General features: G+C 71.0%; 14 protein-coding genes. 11 read left to right on the top strand and 3 right to left on the bottom strand.

Annotation, left to right across the window (positions count from 1 at the left end; all coding sequences use genetic code 11):
* The first annotated feature begins 568 nt into the window (after positions 1-568).
* The 5 genes from PSH25_RS09595 (at position 569) to PSH25_RS09575 (ending at position 4,980) form a co-directional block, all read left to right on the top strand.
* Positions 569-865 (top strand): GNAT family N-acetyltransferase, encoded by a 297-nt coding sequence (locus PSH25_RS09595; RefSeq protein WP_238658681.1) that lies wholly within the window; start codon positions 569-571, stop codon positions 863-865.
* 118 nt (positions 866-983) lie between these two features.
* Positions 984-1,598 (top strand): dihydrofolate reductase family protein, encoded by a 615-nt coding sequence (locus PSH25_RS09590; protein WP_238658680.1) that lies wholly within the window; start codon positions 984-986, stop codon positions 1,596-1,598.
* Positions 1,599-1,674: 76 nt separating this feature from the next.
* The gene (locus PSH25_RS09585) at positions 1,675-2,349 is read left to right on the top strand and encodes a DUF6891 domain-containing protein (RefSeq protein WP_238658679.1); all 675 of its coding nucleotides are present in this window, start codon (positions 1,675-1,677) and stop codon (positions 2,347-2,349) included.
* Between the two features lie 124 nt (positions 2,350-2,473).
* Positions 2,474-3,367, top strand: coding sequence for an SGNH/GDSL hydrolase family protein (locus PSH25_RS09580; protein WP_238658678.1), 894 nt, complete (start codon positions 2,474-2,476; stop codon positions 3,365-3,367).
* A gap of 167 nt (positions 3,368-3,534) precedes the next feature.
* Positions 3,535-4,980 carry a serine/threonine-protein kinase gene (locus PSH25_RS09575; protein WP_274527230.1) on the top strand — a complete coding sequence of 482 codons (1,446 nt, stop codon included), beginning with the start codon at positions 3,535-3,537 and terminating at the stop codon, positions 4,978-4,980.
* A 255-nt stretch (positions 4,981-5,235) separates the two neighbouring features.
* Here PSH25_RS09575 and PSH25_RS09570 read toward each other — a convergent pair whose 3' ends face one another.
* From PSH25_RS09570 to PSH25_RS09560, 3 genes are all read right to left on the bottom strand, one after another.
* Complete coding sequence (locus PSH25_RS09570) at positions 5,236-6,261, bottom strand: glycoside hydrolase family 11 protein (protein ID WP_238658676.1); 1,026 nt, start codon at positions 6,259-6,261, stop codon at positions 5,236-5,238.
* A gap of 429 nt (positions 6,262-6,690) precedes the next feature.
* Positions 6,691-7,836, bottom strand: a complete 1,146-nt coding sequence (locus tag PSH25_RS09565) for an RNA polymerase sigma factor (protein WP_238658683.1) — start codon at positions 7,834-7,836, stop codon at positions 6,691-6,693.
* Positions 7,837-7,844: 8 nt separating this feature from the next.
* Complete coding sequence (locus PSH25_RS09560; RefSeq protein ID WP_238658675.1) at positions 7,845-8,252, bottom strand: YciI family protein; 408 nt, start codon at positions 8,250-8,252, stop codon at positions 7,845-7,847.
* Positions 8,253-8,449: 197 nt separating this feature from the next.
* Between PSH25_RS09560 and PSH25_RS09555 the strand changes: the two genes are divergently transcribed.
* From PSH25_RS09555 to PSH25_RS09530, 6 genes are all read left to right on the top strand, one after another.
* On the top strand, positions 8,450-8,905 hold the full coding sequence (locus PSH25_RS09555; protein WP_308193646.1) for a Fur family transcriptional regulator: 456 nt from the start codon (positions 8,450-8,452) through the stop codon (positions 8,903-8,905).
* Complete coding sequence (gene katG, locus PSH25_RS09550; RefSeq protein ID WP_238658674.1) at positions 8,902-11,178, top strand: catalase/peroxidase HPI; 2,277 nt, start codon at positions 8,902-8,904, stop codon at positions 11,176-11,178. The genes PSH25_RS09555 and katG overlap by 4 nt, the downstream gene beginning before the upstream one ends.
* A gap of 244 nt (positions 11,179-11,422) precedes the next feature.
* On the top strand, positions 11,423-12,715 hold the full coding sequence (locus PSH25_RS09545) for a glycosyltransferase family 4 protein (protein ID WP_238658673.1): 1,293 nt from the start codon (positions 11,423-11,425) through the stop codon (positions 12,713-12,715).
* Between the two features lie 180 nt (positions 12,716-12,895).
* Entirely contained in the window at positions 12,896-14,353 is a 1,458-nt protein-coding gene (locus PSH25_RS33925; RefSeq protein ID WP_238658672.1) for an O-antigen ligase family protein, read from the top strand.
* A gap of 24 nt (positions 14,354-14,377) precedes the next feature.
* Entirely contained in the window at positions 14,378-15,385 is a 1,008-nt protein-coding gene (locus tag PSH25_RS09535) for a Wzz/FepE/Etk N-terminal domain-containing protein (protein ID WP_238658671.1), read from the top strand.
* 31 nt (positions 15,386-15,416) lie between these two features.
* Positions 15,417-15,897, top strand: a 481-nt coding sequence (locus tag PSH25_RS09530) for a lipopolysaccharide biosynthesis protein (RefSeq protein WP_238658670.1), incomplete at its 3' end; no start/stop codon positions are given.

The raw sequence follows: 15,897 nt of genomic DNA, 5'->3' as shown, positions 1-15,897 counted from the left end.
CACTGCGTTATCAACATCGGACGGGCAGGGCCGGCCGGCCCAGGCTACACGCCGAGCCCGCCCGCGCCACGCCGGGTGCAGGTGATCCTCTGGCGCGCGGGGCCCCCGGGCCCCCGGCCCTCGGTCCTGGTCCCCGGCCCTCGGTCCTGGTCCCCGGCCCTCGGTCCTGGTCCCCGGCCCTCGGTCCTGGTCCCCGGCCCTCGGTCCTGGTCCTCGGCCCGCGGTTGGGGCCTGCCTCGCCCGGTCCGGCGCTTGATCCACTCGGGTTCATGGAAGTCGCGGTATCCCGGTCGTCCTGACGCCGCGACTTCCTTGAACGCGAGTCGATCAAGCAACGGCCGATCGCACCACCGCCCCCGAAACCGACCAAAAGGTGCGGACTGGCGACCGCCGAGTCCGCGTCGAGCCCACCCTCAGGTGCCCTCGTATCGCAACCAGGGCCCGGTCGGTTCCAGCGCTCAGGCCGGCGGCGACGTCCGTGTGAGGATGTTGTGTGAGCTGTGAGTCAACAATTTCGCCAGCGGTCGCTCCAACCGCCTCCCCTCTCGTACTGAAAGGGGAGGGGATTGTGCTGCGAGACTGGCTCGACACCGATCTGCCGCACATGCCGGGCCTCTTCGACGCGCCGGACATTGCCGCGAATACCGATACTCCTTCTCCATTCGACGCGGACGCCTTTCTGGTCAGAATCCGGCGGTGCCGTGCACAGGGGATCGTCGACCTGGCCGTGACGCGCGACGGCGAGGCGCCGCTTGACCTCGTCGCACTTCACGTGGCGATCGGGGTACTGGGGTACGCCATCGGCCCGGCGCACCGCGGCCGAGGTGTGGCGTCGCGTTCCCTGCGGTTGATGACGCTTCCGTGACGTCTGGCTCACAAAGAGGGGATACGACACGCGTCATCGGGGCAGCCGGTGGCTGACGAGTTTGGGACGATGCGCCGGTCGAACCACCGACATCACCCGACTCGAAGGGATCTTCACGATGGCAAAGGTCATCTCCACGCTGTTCATCTCGGCCGACGGTGTGGCCGAGATCGACCCGGACTGGCACTTTCCGTACTTCGACGACAACATGGGCCGGGCCGTCACCGAGGACTATGACGCCGCCGACGTGTTGCTCATCGGCCGGGAGACGTACGACAGCTTCGCCGGGGCCTGGCCCGGCCGTGAGGCCGCGGGTGGCGACGACGCACCGTTCGCCAAGCAGCTCGGCGACGTGCGCAAGGTCGTCGTCTCGCGTCAGCCGCTGGAGTTCTCCTGGCGCAACTCGGAGCTGATCGACGGGGATCTCCTCGACGCGGTCGCCGCGCTCAAGGCCGATGCCGGCGTCCGGGGAATTCTCATCCCCGGGTCGATCTCCGTCGTGCAGCAACTGCTCGCCGCCGGTCTCGTCGACGAGCTGCGCCTGCTGGTGCATCCGGTGGCCGCGCGTAAGGGTCGCAAGCTGTTCGACGAGGGCGACGCGGCGTACCACCTGCGACTGGTGGCGTCGGAGGCGTTCCCGACGGGCGTCCTTCGCGTGATCTACGCGCCGGGCTCGGCACCGACGCCGGTCGGCTACGACGAGGTGAAGGACCAGGTGCCGGCCGGAAACTAGGGCGGCTTTCGGGAACGGCCGCCGCGCCGGCCGTTCTCGGACCCAGCGCGTCGTACGCCCATGTGAAGATCCCGTCGTGACCGAGTGGACGTACAACGACCGCCCTGTGGGTGCCAGGTTCCTCACCGATCGGATCCCCGAGCCGGGCCGCACCGCCATCGAGGACGAGCTGTGGGCCTGGGTCGTGCGGGGTGAGAGCGACGCGGACGAGTTCGTCGACTTCTTCGACGACGCCGAGGAGCGCTGCGGCGCCACGGACGACGAGCTCAGGGCGGCGCACGAGACGGCGGTGGCGGTTCGGCGGCAGCAGCAGCGCGAGTGGGGTGAGGTGCGCGGCAACCTCACCCGCGCTTTCGCGGAGCTCAACGAGCTGGGGGTGCTGGCCCGGGAAAATTTCAGCTGCTGCGGCACCTGCGCGAGTGCCGAGATCGACGACGAGCGGGACGACTCCCGGCGCTGGCGCGGCTTCCTCTGGTACCACCAGCAGGACACCGAGTCCCTGCTCGCGAGCGAGGACGGCGAGGTCTATCTCGGCTACGGCGTCTACCCTCCGGCCGACTTCGACGAGGCCGCCTACGCGGGCCTGTCGGAGGCCGAGCGGCAGGCCGGTTACCAGGCCGACCTGGAACGACTGCTGGACGAGGTCGCCTTTCCGGTGCTCCGCAAGCACGGCATGGAGGTGGAGTGGAACCGCAGCCAGTCCCGCCGGATCCGGGTCACCGGCGCCCGGTGGTATGCGCCGCTGGATTGACCGCCACCGATTTATCCCACACTTCGGACCGGTATTTAGTGAGGCTCATCAATATTGACGGACGGCGTCGGCGGCGACAGGATCTCGGGCACCACCACCCCCGTGATCCCTCCTGGGAGGCGCCATGACCCGTCCCCGCCTGCCCCTCCTGCGGGCAGCCACCCGGTTGGCCGCACTCGCCCTCGCCACCGCCGGCGTGCTGCTCACCGTCGCCACCCCCGCCAGCGCCGCGGTGCCCACCGGCCGCTACGTCGCGCTGGGCGACTCGTACACCGCTGGCCCGCTGATCCCCACCCAGGTTGACCTCAACTGCCTACGCTCCAACCGCAACTACCCGTCGCTGGTGGCGGCGTCCGCCGGCTCGTCGTCGTTCGCCGACGTGAGCTGCTCCGGCGCCACCACCGACGACATCCTCTACGGCGGTAGCGGCCAACTGGGCATCACGCTGCCACCGCAGCTCAACGCGGTCACGTCGAACACGTCGCTGGTGACGGTGCAGATCGGCGGCAACGACATCGGCTTCTCCGGCATCATCGGCGACTGCGCGGAGGCGAGCGTCAGCAGCCCGCTCGGATCTCCGTGCAAGAACCGGTACACCGCCGGAGGCGTCGACCAGTTGCAGGCGCGGATCGTCGCCGCCACGCCGAAGGTCACGGCCGTGCTGCAGGCGGTTCGGCAGGCCGCGCCGGGCGCACGGGTCGTGGTGCTCGGCTATCCGGCGATCCTGCCGGACACCGGTTACGGCTGCTGGCCGGTCGTTCCGATCGCCTACCAGGACGTGCCGTACCTGCGCGGTGTCGAGAAGTCGCTCAACGCGATGCTGGCCAGCGCCGCGAGCGCCAACGGCGCCACCTACGCCGATGTCTACACCCCGTCGATCGGACGCGACGCGTGCAAGAGCAGCGGCACCCGCTGGGTCGAGGGTCTGCTGCCGCAGAACTCGGCCGCGCCGTTCCACCCCAACGCCCGGGGTGAGCAGGGCATGGCCACCGCCCTGCTGGCCAGGCTGAACAGCTGACCGGGCCGTAACCGGACGAGCCCGCCCCGCCGTCAGCGGCGGGGCGGGTCACCGCATGGTGGCCGGGCGCTCACAGTCCGTGCGCGCGCCGATCTCCCGGCAAGGCTGGCGCGGCGATGCCCAACCTCGGTGTGCTTGAGACCGAGGAGTCCGGGGTACCGAAAGCTATGCCGAATGTGGGGCAAGTCGTCGGAGACCGTTACCGCCTGGTCGAAAGCATCGCCAGCGGCGGAATGGGTGACGTGTGGCGGGCGGTCGACGAAACTCTGGACCGCTGCGTGGCGGTCAAGATGCTGCAACCTCGGTTGGTCACCGACAGCGGCTTCGGTGAGCGGTTCCGGCGTGAGGCGCGGGCCATGGCAGCCCTGCGTCACCCGGGTGTCGCCCAGGTCTACGACTACGGTGAGGTGTCCCAGTCCGGAGCGCCGGTCCTCGCCTACATCGTGATGGAATGCGTGCAGGGGCAGCCCTTGTCGGAGCGGATCGCCGAGGTCGGCCGGCTGGACGTGGCCGAGACGATGTCGATCGCCGCGCAGACCGCGCGTGCCCTGCAGGCGGCGCATGACGCCGGTGTCGTCCACCGTGACGTCAAACCCAGCAATCTGATCATCGAGCCGGACGGACACGTCGTACTCGTCGATTTCGGTGTTGCGGTGACGCAGGAAGCGGCGAGCCTGACCGCACCGAACCAGGTCGTCGGCACCGCCCTGTACATGGCACCCGAGCAGGTCGCGAGAAACGAGACCACACCGGCGATCGACATCTACGCGCTGGGGGCTGTCGTCTACCACTGCCTCGCCGGTCGGCCGCCGCACCAGGGTGAGAATGCCGTCGCGGTGGCGCTGCGGCATCTCGAAGAGGAACCGTCGCCGCTGCCCGAGGACGTTCCGGCGGAGGTCCGGCGTGTGGTCGCCACCGCGATGGCCAAGGAGCCCGCCGACCGCTTTCCGACGGCAGCGGCCATGGCCGAGGCGGCGCAGACACTCATGGACCCGTCCGACCAGGTGCTGTCCACCGCGACCGGGGCGACCGAGGTCGGGGTGCGGACCGAGGTCACGGCTGCCCGGCGGCCGGCGCTCGGCGGCACGGTGGGTCGGGCGGTCACTTCCGGGCCCAGAGCGCTCGCGGTGCTTCTCGGATCGTTGGCCGCCGCGGCTGCCGTCCTGGTGTTCGCCGATCCCATCGGGATCATGCCCGGCCAAACCGGGCGGCCGTCGACGCCTCCCGGGGTGCCGCCCGCGGTGTCGCCAACCGTGCCGCAGCAGCGGGATCCGGGCCCCGGCGTCGGCGGCGGCGAACCAGCCACCCGCAGTTCTGCGGGCCTGCCGGTCCGAGCGCCCGGCTCCCCGACCCCGACGCCCAGCCGGGCCGCGGGCGAGGGGACGGTGAACCCATCGACGCCGTCCGGTGGAAGCACTTCGGATGCGCCCGCTCCCACCGCGTCCGAGAGCACTCCTGCGGAGCCGACGGAAGCCCCGACGGCAGCCCCGACGGGCGGAACGACAGCGGCACCGACCGCCGGGACGACGGAGAACCCAGCGGCGGACCCAACCTCGGCACCGTCGGCGGAGGAATCGGCGGCCGGCGGAGAGACCGCGGTGCCGCGGGTGTAGCGGACGGTGGCGACGACCACGGTCTCGCGGCTGGGCCGTGCCGCACAATCCGCCCTTTGCTCTGCACCCGCGGAAGCGCCATCCAGCGGTAGGCCGGTGGTGCCTCGGCGGGTGCAGAGCAAAGGGCACGTCGAACGGGGCCGACCCGAGGCCGTCCTGAACGCCGAGGTCGACGAGGGCTGCCTACGGAACAACGCAGTGGCGTGGCGGCCGAGGCCGCCACGCCACTGGTGCGATGTCAGGAGTTGATCGGGGTCAACTGGTACGGCAGCTGACCGTCGGCCAGTTCCAGTTGCCGTTGGCCATGATCGTTAGTCCGAAGTTGTTGCCGTTGCCGTTGGGTGTCGCGGTGACGGTGCCGCTGGTGCCGCTGACGGAGGCGTTCCAGCTGTTCTGAACGCTCTGGCCGCCGCCAAGGCCGAGGCTGACGACCCAGTTGTTGGTGCCGCTGACCGCGACGTTCAGGTTGAACCGGTCACCCCACTGCTGACCGGCGGAGAGCGTCGCGCTGCAGTTGCCGGTCCCCGGGTTGCCGGTGGGGGGCGGGGTGGTCGGGTTGCCGCCACCGCTGCCCTCCCGGACGGTGATGTCGGAGCTTCCGCTGCTCTGGTACCCCTCGGTGGCCATGATCTGGTAGCTGTGGTTGGTGCCGAGGTTCAAGCCGGCGCGGGCCCAGGCGTCGAAGTGGTTGGCGGTGGTGATGGTGCCACTCGAGCGCTTCTGCTGGCGGACGCTCCAGAACTGGTAGAACGTCTGGTTGCCGTCGATCGACGGGGCGTTGACCCGCTGACTGCGGAGGATGTCGTAGGTGCCGCCGTCAGTGGTGACCGTGCCCATCCGGGTGGCGCCGCTGCTCGGGTTGTAGCTGCCGAAGTTCTCCACCACGTAGTACTCGATCAGCGGGTTGCGCGTCCATCCGTACAGGGCGAGGTAGGTGTTGTTGTTGCCCGGGTTGTAGCTGCCCGAGTAGGTGACCGTCCGTCGGTTGCCGGTGGCCCAACCCTTGCCGCCGACCCAGTTGTTGGTGCTCCTGTCCCAACTGCTGGTGTACCGGCCGTCGGCGCGCAGCGTCATGCTGGCGTTGCCGCTGTCCTTCCAGAACGAGAAGAAGTAGCCGTTGTGGGTGCCGGTGAGGTTCGAGGTGAGGGTCCGGTCGGCCTCGGCGTACGCGTTGGTGGCGGTCATCGTGCCGGCGACGGCCAGGACGGCGGCGCATGCGGCGCCCAGGAGCAACCGCATGCGGCCGCGGCCTCTCGGTTTGGTGTGGCTGGTGTCGGTCATGGAACTGTTGCCTCCTCTGACGGCTGGCGGGGGCCAGCGGCGCGGTACGCCTCGGCAGGCTGCCGGTGGTCGGTAAGGGCCACGGCGTCGTACCGCTCGGTGGTGGTGGGCCGGTCGTCCTGCACGACGACCGGAGAGGTGGGTCGTGGTGGCTGGTGCTGACGACAATTGAGCGCCGTCGATGGCGACCGTATTAACCCGGCCGTCGACTTGTCAACAATTCTCGGAAACAGGGTGGCAACACCGCTGTCGCTACCGAGCGGCATCCATCCAGGTCAGTAGTCGATCAGAGGTCAGGGCGGTCCACCGTAGAGTGTCGGTGCCGGATCACGCTCCGAGTGGTGGGTGCCGAAAGTTCCGGAGACTTTCCGGACCAGGTGCGTCGACCGTGGCACGCGGTACGGGAGCAGCGGCTCCCGGCGTGACCGGTCAGCGACGCCCGAGGGAGTTGAGCCGGGCGGCCTGGCGGGTCAGGTGGTCGCGTTCGGCGAGGTTGGTGGCCTGCTGGGCCGCCTCGGTGTACAGCCGCGCCGCCTTCGCCAGGTCGCCGTCGCGCTCGTGCAGGTACGCCGCCACCGCCGTGTACCGGGGCAGCGCGTCGTCAACCGTCGCGAGCGCCGCCAGGCCGGCCCGGGGTCCGTCGGCCTCGCCGACCGCCACCGCGCGGTTGAGTCGGACGACCGGGTTGTCGGTCAGGTGCGCGAGTTCGTCGTACCACTCCACGATCTGCACCCAGTCGGTCTCGGCGGCGGTCGGCGCGTCCGCGTGCAGTGCCGCGATGGCGGCCTGGGCCTGGAACTCGCCCAGTTGGTCGCGGGCGAGGGCCGCCTGCAGGATCTCGACGCCCTCGGCGATCGACCGGGTGTCCCAGCGGCTGCGGTCCTGCTCGGCGAGCGGCACCAGGCTGCCGTCGGGGGCGGTCCGGGCGGCACGCCGGGCGTGGTGCAACAGCATGAGGGCGAGCAGCCCTGCCACCTCGGGGTGGTCGATCGAGGCCGCGAGCTGTCGGGTGAGCCGGATGGCCTCGGCGGCGAGGTCCAGGTCGCCGGAGTAACCCTCGTTGAAGACGAGGTAGAGGACGCGCAGCACGGTGGCGACGTCACCGGGTCGGTCGAACCGCAGCCCGGAGACGGTGCGCTTCGCCCGGCTGATGCGCTGCGCCATGGTCGCCTCGGGCACCAGGTAGGCGTGGGCGATCTGGCGGGTGGTCAGCCCGCCGACGGCGCGCAGTGTGAGCGCGACCGCGGACGACGGCGTCAGCGACGGGTGGGCGCACAGGAAGTAGAGCTGAAGCGTGTCGTCCACGGTGGGTGCCGCCCCGGGCGCCGGCTCCTCCTCGACGAGATCCTCCCGCCGACGGCGGGCGGCGTCGGATCGGGCCGCGTCGAGGAACCGTCGCCACGCCACCGTGGTCAGCCAGCCCTTCGGGTCGCGCGGCGGGTCGGCCGGCCAGACGCGGACCGCCTCGACCAGGGCGTCCTGCATGGCGTCCTCGGCCGCCGCGAAGTCGATTCCGCGGCGGACGAGGATCCCGAGGACGCTCGGCGTGAGGCTCCGCAGCAGCGTCTCGTCCATCGGAGTCGTCACTCCGTGATGGTGGGCGGCTCGCTCAGGAACGGGCGCAGCTCGAGCCACTCGTGGATCGGCTTCCCGCCTGCCCCGGGGGCGGCCGACAGTTCCCCGGCCAGCTCGACGGCCCGGTCGTGGCTGTCGACGTCGATCACCATCCAGCCGGCGATGAGATCCTTGGTCTCGGCGAACGGGCCGTCGGTGACCGGCGGGCGGCCCTCGCCGTCGTACCGGACGAACGTCCCCTCGGGGGCGAGTGCCTGACCGTCGACGAACTCGCCGGTGCCCTCGAGCCGGGCCGCGAAGTCGCGCATGTACTGCATGTGGGCCGAGATCTCCGCCGGGGTCCACTGGTCCATCGGCACGTCGTTCACCGCGGCCGGGCCGCCCCGGTAGTGCTTGAGCAGCAGGTACTTCGCCATCGTGATGCTCCTCGGTGCTGGCTGTGACCCATCGTGGTCACGATCACTCCGGGGACGAAGCCGGTCGGCACTTCTCGACATGGCTGTCCGGTTTTTTTCCCCCGCAGGTTAACCTCGGGTGAATCGTCCGTGGTTGGGGTAGCTCGGGCGGCGCAAAACTTGATTCGTTCCAAAATAGTGAGCTAGTGTTCGTACCCGTGATGTCCGACTTCGAGGCGCAGCTGCGGGCCGCCTCGTTGCGCGTGACCCGGCCCCGGTTGGCGGTGCTCGCGGCGCTGCGCGACCACCCGCACGTCGGCACCGACGCGGTGATCGAGCTGGTCCGCGCGGATCATCCCACGGTCTCCCACCAGGCGGTGTACGACGTGCTGCGCGTGCTCACCGAGGCCGGTCTGGTGCGGCGCATCCAGCCGGCCGGGGCGACCGCCCGCTACGAGTCCCGGGTCGCGGACAACCACCACCATGTCGTGTGCCGCTCCTGCGGCGCCATCGCCGACGTCGACTGCGCCGTCGGTCACGCCCCCTGTCTCACCGCCTCGGGCGACCACGGTTTCGTGGTCGACGAGGCGGAGGTCGTCTACTGGGGCACCTGCCCCGACTGCGCGACCGAACGCACGCCCCAGAGATCCGCAAGCTCGGAAGGAAGCACATGAGCGACACCCAGGACAACGGCCCCACCAGTGCGCAGGGCGTGGACCAGAAGGCAGCGGCCGGCTGCCCGGTCGCGCACGACTCGGTGACCGCGCACGGCAGCGAGAGTGAGAACCCGGCGATCGACTCGCCGACCCCGAAGACCGGCGGTCGTCCGCGCACCAACCGGGACTGGTGGCCCAACCAGCTCGACCTCTCGGTGCTGCACGCCCACTCCTCCAAGGGCAACCCGCTGGGCGAGAACTTCAGCTACGCCAAGGAGTTCGCGAAGCTCGACGTCGAGGCCCTCAAGCGCGACATCGTCGAGGTCCTCACCACCTCGCAGGACTGGTGGCCGGCCGACTTCGGCCACTACGGCGGCCTGATGATCCGGATGAGCTGGCACGCCGCCGGCACGTACCGCATCGAGGACGGTCGGGGCGGCGCCGGCGACGGTGGCCAGCGCTTCGCGCCGCTCAACAGCTGGCCGGACAACGCCAACCTGGACAAGGCCCGCCGGCTGCTCTGGCCGGTCAAGCAGAAGTACGGCCAGAAGATCTCCTGGGCCGACCTGCTCGTGCTCGCCGGCAACGTCGCCCTGGAGTCGATGGGCTTCAAGACCTTCGGCTTCGGCTTCGGTCGCGAGGACGTCTGGGAGCCCGAGGAGATCTTCTGGGGTCCGGAGGACACCTGGCTGGGCGACGAGCGCTACGCCTCCGAGAAGGAGATGGCGGCCGGCGTCGGCTCGACCGAGATGGGGCTGATCTACGTCAACCCGGAGGGCCCGCGCGGTAACGCGGACCCGGCCGCGGCGGCGCACTTCATCCGCGAGACCTTCGGCCGGATGGCGATGAACGACGAGGAGACGGTCGCCCTCATCGCCGGTGGTCACACCTTCGGTAAGACCCACGGTGCCGCCGTCGCCGACAACCACGTGGGCCCGGAGCCCGAGGGTGCCCCGCTGGAGGCGCAGGGCCTGGGCTGGCTGAGCACCCACGGCAGCGGCAAGGGCGCCGACACGATCACCAGCGGTCTCGAGGTGACGTGGACCGACGTGCCGACGCAGTGGAGCAACCGCTTCTTCGAGATCCTCTTCGGCTACGAGTGGGAGCTCACCACCAGCCCCGGCGGCGCGAAGCAGTGGGTCGCCAAGGACGCTGAGGCGATCATCCCGGACCCCTTCGACCCGGCGAAGAAGTACAAGCCGACGATGCTCACGACCGACCTGTCGCTGCGCGTCGACCCGGCCTACGAGAAGATCTCCCGCCGCTTCCTGGAGAACCCCGACCAGTTCGCGCTGGCCTTCGCCAAGGCGTGGTACAAGCTGCTGCACCGCGACATGGGCCCGATCGAGCGCTTCCTCGGGCCGTGGGTGGCCGAGCCGCAGCTGTGGCAGGACCCGGTGCCGGCCGTCGACCACGAGCTGGTGGGTGACGCCGACATCGCCGCCCTCAAGGCGAAGGTCCTGGAGTCCGGTCTCACGGTCGACCAGCTGGTCTCCACCGCCTGGGCCTCCGCCGCGAGCTTCCGGCACACCGACAAGCGCGGCGGCGCAAACGGGGCGCGCATTCGCCTCGAGCCGCAGCGCAGCTGGGAGGTCAACCAGCCCGAGCAGCTGGCCACCGTCCTGACCGCCCTTGAGGGCATCCAGCAGGAGTTCAACTCCGCTGGCGGGGCGACCATCTCGCTCGCCGACCTGATCGTGCTGGCCGGTTCGGCCGCCGTCGAGAAGGCGGCGCGGGACGCCGGCGTCGAGGTGACCGTGCCGTTCCGGCCGGGACGCACCGACGCGACCCAGGAGCAGACCGACACCGACTCGTTCCGGGTCCTGGAGCCGCGCGCCGACGGTTTCCGCAACTACCTGCGCGCCGGCGAGAAGACCCAGCCGGAGGTGCTGCTGGTCGACCGTGCCTACATGCTCAACCTGACCGCGCCCGAGATGACCGTCCTCGTCGGCGGTCTGCGCTCCCTCGGCGCCAACGTCGGCGGCAGCCAGCACGGTGTGCTCACCGACCGGCCGGGCGTGCTCACCAACGACTTCTTCGCCAACCTGCTCTCCCCGGGCACCCGGTGGAGCGCGTCGAAGTCCGACGAGCACGTGTACGAGATCCGCGACCTGGCCACCGATGAGGTGAAGTGGACCGCCACCGCGGTCGACCTCATCTTCGGGTCCAACTCGCAGCTGCGCGCCCTCGCGGAGGTCTACGCCAGCCAGGACGCCCGCGACAAGTTCGTGGCCGACTTCGTGGCCGCCTGGACCAAGGTCATGGAGCTCGACCGGTTCGATCTCGTCTGACAGGCACCACCGACGAGCCCCGGCCGATCCACGTGATCGACCGGGGCTCGTCGCCCTGTGCGTGCCGTTCGACGCGGCGCCGGCGCCGTCCATCTCGATCTCACCCCCGGCGCCATTCCCTTCGCAACGAATCCCATGGATGATTTTCCTGTCTGATTGATCAGCTGGCGGACGAGCCGATCCATGGCAAGGTGTTGACCCTGCCCGGGCGGCGGGCGCGCACCTAGTCACGCAGGGAGTCAACGTGGGCCATCCCAACCTGCAGGCCGAGGACGTGGACCAGCACGCCGGAAGCCCTGCGGTTCCCCGGCAACGGGTGCTACCCACCCGGGCGCCCGGAGCGAGCGCCACCGCCGCCGACACCGCCTGGCGTCCACTGCGGATCGCGATGATCGGCCAGAAGGGGATGCCGGCGACCTACGGCGGGATCGAACGGCACGTGGAGGAGATGGCCAGCCGGCTCGCCAGCTACGGGCACGAGGTCACCGTCTACTGCCGCCGCAGCTACGGCGAGACACCCGCCGACGGCTACCGGGGCGTACGGCTGCGCCAGACCCACACGATCGCGAGCAAGCACCTCGACGCCATCGTGCACGCGGCGACCTCGACCGTGGCGGCGATGACCGCGCGGCCCGACATCGTGCACTACCACGGGCTTGGGCCGGCCCTGGTCGCCCCGCTCCCGCGCGCCCTGTCCCGGGCGCGCGTGGTGTTGACCGTGCACGGGCTGGACAACCAGCGGGGCAAGTGGGGGCTCGCCGCGCGGGCGGTGCTGGGCAGCGCCCACTGGTTCAGCGGCTACGTGCCACATCAACGGGTGGCGGTCTCCCAGGGGCTCGCCGCCCACTACGGCACCCGGTTCGGCCGCCCGACGACCTACATCCCGAACGGTGTGAACCCGGCCCGACCGGTGCGGGCCGGCCAGATCCAGGACCGGTTCGGGCTGACCCCCGGTGGCTACCTGCTGCTGGTCGGTCGACTGGTCCCGGAGAAGGCAGCGGACCTGCTGATCCGGGCCTTCCGCCGCACCGAGACCCCGATGCGCCTGGCGATCGTCGGCGGGTCGTCGTTCACCGACGACTTCGTGGATCGGCTGCGCCGTGAAGCCGGTGCGGACGACCGGATCGTCTTCACCGGGTTCGCCTACGGCGACCTGCTCGCCGAGCTGTACTCCGGTGCCGCCGGTTTCGTCCAACCGTCCCGGTTGGAGGGACTGCCGTTGACGTTGCTGGAGGCGGCCGCGTACGGGCTGCCGGTGGTCGCGAGCGACATCGCGCCGCACGTCGAGGTGCTGAGGTCAGACGCCGCCGGAGGGCGGTTGTTCCGCGACGGCGACGAGGACGACCTGGTCCGGGTGCTGACCTCGCTGCTCGCCGACCTGCCGGGTGAACGGGCCGCCGCCGTGGCGCTGGGCGAGCGGATCACCGGGAGGTACAGCTGGGACACCGCCGCCCGCGAGTTGGAGCGGCTCTACCTCCGGCTGGCTCCGGAGCCGGGCCGACGGGCCAGGGCACGACCCGCCCGGGCCCCCGACTGACCGGGCGGCGTTCGCTCAGGGATCGTCGGATCGGCCCCGCGGAGGACGGCCCAGTCGGTGCAACGGCCCCTTCTGCCGTCGAGGTGACAGGGCTAGATTGAACCGATCTTGTGCCGGGAGGACATCGGTTGGCCGCGCCCGGCAGCGGCCGGGCAGCGCCGATTCAGTTCAGTGGGATCAGTGGAACAACACACGCAGCAGGTCACTCCGCTCATGGCCAGGCGGCTCGACCCGGCCCGCCTCCTCACCGGCGGCGCGGCGCTGGCCGCCGCGGTCGTGGCGGTGGTCGCGGGTGTCTCGATGGCGGCCGGTGACCGTAGGGGCATGGTGCTGCCGCTCGCGGCGGTCGCGGGAATCGCGGTGGCCGTCCTCGCGCTGACCCGGTTCGCCGGGTACGTGCTGCTGATGCTCGCGGTGCGCTCCTGCGTCGACCTGTTCAAGCTGACCGGCCCGAGCGCCGGTCAGGCCGACTCCGCCGGAACGGCCCGGGCGGTGGACCCCTCCACCCTGCTCGCGGTGCTGTTCCTCCTCGCCGCCGGGCTCTGGCTGGCCGCACAGCTCAGCCGGCACGGGCGGCTGCGCGGCTCCCCGCTGGGCTGGGCCATGCTGCTCGTCGGCGCCAGCAGCGTGGTCAGCGCCCTCGGTGCCAGCCGGCCGGCGAACAGCCTGTTGGAGGCGTTGCGGATCCTCACCGTGGTGGTGATGTTCGTGGTGCTGGAACAGCTCATGCCGGACACCGCGGCGATCCGTCGGGTCCTGCTCGCCTGCTACGCCTCGCTGGTGCTGGCGCTGGGTTACACCGTCGTCCTGTCGCTGCTGGGCAACCCTCCGGCCGAGGTGAAGGGCGACTTCACCCGGATCAGCGGCACCTTCAGCCAGTCGACCACGTTCGGCCGCTACCTGATGTTCATGGTGATCTTCGGGTTCGCCGTGTACCGCTTCCTGGGTCGTCGCCTGCGGGTGTCGCTCGGGGTGCTGCTCGCGCTCTCACTGCTGTTCCTGCTGCTCACCAACACCCGCAGCGCCCTGCTCGGCGCGGCGATCGGCCTGGTGGTGGTCGCGGCGCTGCACCGCAGCAAGCGGATGCTTGTCACCCTCTGCGTGGTGGCGGTCGCCGGGGTGGCCCTGGTGCCCGCCGTCGGCGAGCGGTTCGCCCAACTCGGTGCGTCGCGCGCGGTCGGCGGAGACCCGACCGGAAACACCCTGGCGTGGCGGATCGGCTACTGGACCGAGATCGTCACGCTCGCCGACCGGAACCCGGTGACCGGCATCGGGCCGAACATGACCCAGCGCGAGACCGACGAGGCGAAGAAGCCGCACAACGACTTCCTGCGCGCGTACGTGGAAACCGGGCTGCTCGGTCTCGGGGCGTACCTGCTGATGCTGTTCGCCTTCCTGCACACCGCGCGGAGGGCGCTGCGGCGCGCGCCTCCGGGCAGCTTCGAGCGTGGCGTCGCGGTCGGCTTCACCGGCTGCGCCGCCGCGTTCGTGGCGGTCAGCGCCGCCTCCAACGTCATTTCCAACGTGGTCACCCTCTGGTACTTCGTCGCGTTCGCCGCGGCGGCCAGTGTGATCGCCCGCCAACCGGCTCCGAACCTGACCGGCGAGCAGCCACGAGGCACCTCCGTCCCGGTTTGACTGAACGACAGCATTGGGGAAAAAGTGGAGATCGTCGACTACCTGCGGGTCGCCCGGCGGCGCCTCTGGGTACTCGTGGGGGTGCCGGTGCTCGCCACCGGCGCCGCGGCCGCCATCGTCCTGTTCGCGCCACAGCAGTTCAGCGGGACCGCGTACGTGGCGGCGCCGGCGCTGGTCGGCGGTGCGGCCGGGACGCAGTACACCGGTACGCAGGCGGCGAACCAGTTCGTCGCGGCGTTCGGCGCGGCGGTGACCTCGCCCCGCGTCCTCGCCGACGTGGCAGGTGACACCGGGGTGCCGCCGGAGCGGCTGCGCGACGGCCTCGCCGTCACCCAGGTCGGCGCGAGCAGCCAGTTGGAGGTGACGTACACCGCCGGTGACCGGGCGACTGTCTCGCCGGTGCTGACCGCGACCACCACCCGGGCGCTGGCCTTCCTCTTCTCCTCCCAGGTCGGCATCGCCACCGGCGAGGTCGAGGCGGCCAACGCCGACGTCACCGCGGCGACCAGGGCGATCGGGGAGTGGGAGAAGACGAACAAGGTCTCCCAGCCGGACCGGATCTACCAGGCGACGCTGGGCGAGCTGACCAGCCTGCGCCAGCAGCAGCTCTCCATGCAGGCGGTCGGCAACAGCCGTGGTGTCGACGCGGCGACCGCCGCGATCACCGCCGCCCAGAGGAAGCTCGACCAACTGGGGCCGAAGCTCCCCGACTACCAGGCCCTGCTCGCCCAGCGGGACGCGGCGACCAACGCCCTGTCCCAGGCGCGGGAGGGGTTGCAGGCGGCGCGGGCGCAGGCCCAGGCCGCCGATCCGAAGCAGGTGACAAGCATCGGCGAGGCGCACGAGGTGAGCCGGATGACGGAGCTGGTGCGGACCGCCGTGCCGGTGGGCGGCGCCGGGCTGCTGCTCGGCGTGCTGCTGGTGGGCGTACTCGAACTGCTCTCCCGGGGTCGTGCCGCCGCCCGTCCGGCGGCGGCGACCACCGCGGCCCCCTCGGCGCCGGCGGAGACCGTGACCGCGGCCCGGCCGTGACCGTCGGAGAACGGGCCGCCGGGTGCGCGAGGTGACCGACCGGCCGCCGGCCGCGCCGGAGGCCGGCGACCAGCAGGTACGCGGGATGGCCCGCGGGGGTGTGCTGAACCTGGGCAGCGCCTTGCTCAGCCAGGTGGCGCTCTTCCTGGTCATGCTGTTGCTGGCCCGTGCCCTGGGTGTACGCGAACTCGGCCGGTACGCCCAGGTCTACGCCGTGCTGTCGCTGCTGGGGCTGCTCTCGCTCTCCGGTTTCCGGGCGGGGCTGACCCGGTTCGTGGCGGTGCACCTCGCCGACGACGAGCCGGCCGCCCTCCGGGGCGCGATCCGCCTCGGGATCGGCATCTCGGCCGTGGCGTCCACAGTGATCGCTCTCGGTCTGGCGGTCGGCGCGCCGTGGCTCGCCGACGCCCTGCACGACCCGCAGCTCACCACCGGGCTGCGGTTGGCGGCGCTCTGCCTGCCCGCCGCGACCGTCTGCGAGGCCGCGCTCGCGGCCACCCGGGGGTGGCGCA

The sequence above is a fragment of the Micromonospora foliorum genome (genome assembly GCF_022229015.1).
Classification (GTDB): Bacteria; Actinomycetota; Actinomycetes; order Mycobacteriales; family Micromonosporaceae; genus Micromonospora; species Micromonospora foliorum.
This window is presented reverse-complemented; position numbering and strand designations above follow the sequence as displayed.

Coding starts and splice junctions, on each gene's coding strand:
- katG (WP_238658674.1), top strand. CDS start 8,902: ATGAGCGACACCCAGGACAACGGCCCCACCAGTGCGCAGGGCGTGGAC.
- PSH25_RS09570 (WP_238658676.1), bottom strand. CDS start 6,261: ATGACCGACACCAGCCACACCAAACCGAGAGGCCGCGGCCGCATGCGG.
- PSH25_RS09580 (WP_238658678.1), top strand. CDS start 2,474: ATGACCCGTCCCCGCCTGCCCCTCCTGCGGGCAGCCACCCGGTTGGCC.
- PSH25_RS09575 (WP_274527230.1), top strand. CDS start 3,535: ATGCCGAATGTGGGGCAAGTCGTCGGAGACCGTTACCGCCTGGTCGAA.
- PSH25_RS09565 (WP_238658683.1), bottom strand. CDS start 7,836: ATGGACGAGACGCTGCTGCGGAGCCTCACGCCGAGCGTCCTCGGGATC.
- PSH25_RS09590 (WP_238658680.1), top strand. CDS start 984: ATGGCAAAGGTCATCTCCACGCTGTTCATCTCGGCCGACGGTGTGGCC.
- PSH25_RS09560 (WP_238658675.1), bottom strand. CDS start 8,252: ATGGCGAAGTACCTGCTGCTCAAGCACTACCGGGGCGGCCCGGCCGCG.